This is a genomic window from Archangium sp. (assembly GCF_036389735.1).
GTDB lineage: Bacteria > Myxococcota > Myxococcia > Myxococcales > Myxococcaceae > Archangium.
In genome coordinates, this window is sequence record NZ_DASVWK010000182.1 from 1 (window position 1) to 3,530 (window position 3,530).

General features: G+C 74.4%; 3 protein-coding genes. 1 reads left to right on the top strand and 2 read right to left on the bottom strand.

Features of this window, described 5'->3' with window-relative positions; translation table 11 throughout:
• A partial coding sequence (locus tag VF794_RS06735) for an AAA family ATPase (RefSeq protein ID WP_331108358.1) occupies window positions 1-1,975 on the bottom strand: 1,975 nt, incomplete at its 3' end.
• Window positions 1,972-3,228, bottom strand: coding sequence for a DNA repair exonuclease (locus VF794_RS06740; protein WP_331108359.1), 1,257 nt, complete (start codon window positions 3,226-3,228; stop codon window positions 1,972-1,974). The genes VF794_RS06740 and VF794_RS06735, both read right to left, overlap by 4 nt.
• A gap of 73 nt (window positions 3,229-3,301) precedes the next feature.
• Between VF794_RS06740 and VF794_RS06745 the strand changes: the two genes are divergently transcribed.
• A partial coding sequence (locus VF794_RS06745; protein WP_331108360.1) for an AAA family ATPase occupies window positions 3,302-3,530 on the top strand: 229 nt, incomplete at its 3' end.

The following is a 3,530-nucleotide window of genomic DNA, read 5'->3' on the forward strand; positions in this document are numbered from 1 at the left end:
GCCGCGTGGCCAGGAGCGTGGCCAGTTCCGCCTGGAGCACCCGGACACGCGTCTCGGCCCGGTGGCTCGCCTCCTCGGCCACGTGGGCCTCGCGCATCGCCGTGTCCCGCTCCGTCAGGCGGGCCTCGCGCTCCCGTTCGAGGTGCTCCAGCCGCTCCGCCTGCCGCAACAGCTCCGCGGTGGCCGACTCACGGGTCGCGAGCTCCGCCAGCGGGGCCTCGGGAGGCAGGCCCGCCTCACCCGCCGCCGCCGCCAGCTCACGCTCCAGCCCGGCCACCCGTCCCGCCAGCACGTCCAGCGAGGAGCGCACCCGTGCCACCTCCTGCGCGTGCAGGCGCTGGCGCGCGGCGTGGGCCTCCTCGTTCCGCTGGTGGCTCCTCACCGCGCGCTGATGGCCGAGCACCAACGGGCCGACGAGCAACAGCGCGCCTCCCAGGGCGAGCACTCCCACTCCGGCCCCCGCGTACCACCCCAGCACGAGGGCCAGCACCACCGCCCCCACCCCGCCCACGACCACCGGCCAGGGCGCCGGCGCCGCTCCGAGCGGGGACTCCACCTGGGCCCGCAGGGCCTCGAGCCGCTGCCGTTGCTCGGCACGCTGGGCCACCACCTGCTCCCGCTCCACGCGCAACGGCCGCAGTCGTCCCAGGGCCGCCTGCCGTCGGCGGAGCTCCGCGACGGGCACCGGGGGCAGCCGGGCCCGCTCCGCCTCCAGCCGCGCCAGCGTGGTCTCCAGGCGCTCCAGCGCCCCACGCGCCCGCCCCAGCACCCCCTCCGCGTCACGCCGCTCGGTCTCCGCCCCCGCAATGCGCTCCGCCAGCACCTCCAGGGTGTCTCGCGCCACCGCGCCCAGCTCCAGCGAGAGCAGGCCCGCAGCGTCCACCTCCAGCCCCAGTCCCCCGAGCGCCAGCTCCACCTCCCGGCGCCTCGCACCGAGCGCCGCACGGCGGCCCGGCAGTGTCCGCAGCAGCTCGGCCCTCGCGGTGAAGGTCGCCAGCGCCGAGCGCAGCCCCTCCTCCCGCTCGCGCACCGCCGAGGCCCCGGACAGCCGGGCCCGTTCGACCTCGGCCGAGGACAACAGCTCCTCGACGCGGGCCCGCTGGGAGCGGGCCTCCTTCAACCGCTGGAGCAGCTCCTCCAGCCGGGCCTCCCCTCCCGGGGGGAAGGCCGACAGCTCCGGCAGCGTGGCCAGCTCCGCCCGCAGCCGACCCAACTCTCCCAGCTCTCCGAGCACGGCCTCCAGCCGGGACAGCCGTCCCAGCTCGCGCGCGAGGCTGTCCCGGAGCGCCGTCGTCTCCTCCTGCTCGCGCGTCAGCGACGCCAGCCGCTCGCGCTCCTCCGTGTACTTCGCGGGACGGTCCTCCAGCTCGCGCAGCTTCGCCTTCACCTCCTCCAGGGCCTTGAGGGCCTGGTTGAGCTCGGGCTCGCGGCCCCTCGGCTTGTAGAGCTCACCCGCCCGCTTCTCCAGGTGCTTCTCCACCTCCGGCAGCCTGCGCGCCCCCCGCAGCCCCGCGGCGAAGAGCGCCCGCGAGACCCCATCCTCCTCCACCAGCTTCTCGAAGGTGGACAGCTCCTCCAGGCTGAAGGCGAAGACCTCGCAGAAGAGCTCCCGCGACACGTGCGCCAGCGCCTCGTCCAGCCGGGACGCGAGCAGCTCGTGTCCCTCCGGGCTGTGCACCGTCACCGGGGCCTTCCCGCGCTTGTCCGCCACGCGGCGCACCACCAGCGGGCCGCTCCCCGTGCTCATGCACAGCTCGCCCCCGAAGGGGCCCTCCTCGGGCTCGTACCGGGAATCCGTGCGGCCCCGCTTCTCGAAGCCGAACAGCACGCCGCGGATGAACGAGAGCAGCGTGCTCTTGCCCGCCTCGTTCGGCCCGTACAGCAGGTTGAGGCCCGGCTTCAGCTCCAGCTCGTAGCCGGAGAAATGGCCGAAGCCCCGCACCTTCAGCAGGTCGATGCGCAGTCCCCCGCTCACGCCACGTCCTCCTCGTGAAGCTGCTCCACCACCTGCAACCCCGCCTTCTCCACCCACTCCGGCCGGGGAGCCTCCAGCGCGTCCACGCCCAGCCGCCGCAGGCGCTGCCCCAGCGCGCGCAGCTCCACGTCCTCCGCCCACAGCGCGGCCAGCGCCTCCGGTTCCTCCACCAGGGACTCGGCCTCGGCCAGCAGCGTCCCGGTGAAGCCCCCCGACAGGCGCACCGTCTCGAGGTCCACCTCGGCGCGGCTCGCGTCGCGCAGGGACTCCAACAGCACCGGTGGGTGGCGCCGGGAGAGCTGCTCGCGCAGATCCGCTTCGAGCTGGCCGAGCGCCTCCGGCTGGGACAGCTCCCGGTGCAGCGGACCCCGGCCCGTGAGCGTGAGGCGCACCGCGTGGCCGTCCAACTCCTCCGCGCAGCCCGCGTCCACCTGCTCCGTCACCGCGGCCACCAGCGCGTCCAGCGAGCCGAGCCCCGTGAGCGACACCTCCAGCCGGTGCCAGCGCACCCCATCCACCGGGACGAAGCGGCGCCGCGTCCTCCCGTCCTCCACCTCCACCAGCACGCAGCCGCGCGCGCCCGGCTCGTTCACATGCCGCCCCTGCGGATTGCCCGGGTAGACGGCCACGGCCCCACCGGCGAGCGCGTACTCGGCGCGGGTGTGCACATGGCCCAGCGCCCAGTAGTCCAGGCCGCGCGCGCTCAAGTCGTCCACGGTGCAGGGCGCGTAGTTGGCATGGCCCTCCACTCCGCCCAGGTTGGCGTGCAGCAGGCCCACCGTGAAGTCCGGCGCCGTCCGGTGGAAGCGGGCGGACAGGTTCTCTCGCACCTCCACGTCCGGGTAGGAGACTCCCTGCACCCGGCAGAGCAACCGCCCCTCCCGGCGCACCTCCACCTCTTCCCACTCCGGGCCGAACACCTTCACCGTGCCGGGCAGCCCGAGCGCCCCCGTGTCCCCACTCAGCGGGTCATGGTTGCCGTGGACGATGAAGGTGCGAATGCCCGCCGCGTCCAGCCGCTCCAGCTCGCGGCGCAGCACCAGCCGAGCCCGCACCGAGCGGTCCTTCGCGTCGAAGAGGTCCCCCGCCAGCAACAGGAAGGCCACCTGCTCGCGCAGGCACAGGTCCACGATGCGGGAGAAGGCCCGGAAGGTGGCCTGCTGGAAGGTGCCCGCCAGCGCCGAGTCCGCGGAGATGCCACGGAAGGGAGTATCCAGGTGCAGGTCGGCGGCGTGGACGAACTTGAAGCGCATCGTGGGCCCGCACAGTAGCCGTCCCGCCACCCGAGGCCACAAACCACCCCCGGGCGGGCTACACTGGCCCGGCATGTCCCTCCGAGAGCTGTGGATCACCGGCTACCGCTCGGTTCGCGAGCTGCACTTCGCGCTCGCGCCCGTCACGGTGGTGGTGGGCCCCAACGGGTGCGGCAAGACGAACGTCTACCGCGGCCTCCAACTGCTGCTCGCCGCCGCCGAGGGGACGCTCTCGCGCATGTTGGCCGAGGAGGGCGGCATGCCGTCCGTCCTGTGGGCGGGCGCGCGCCAGAAGAACGCCC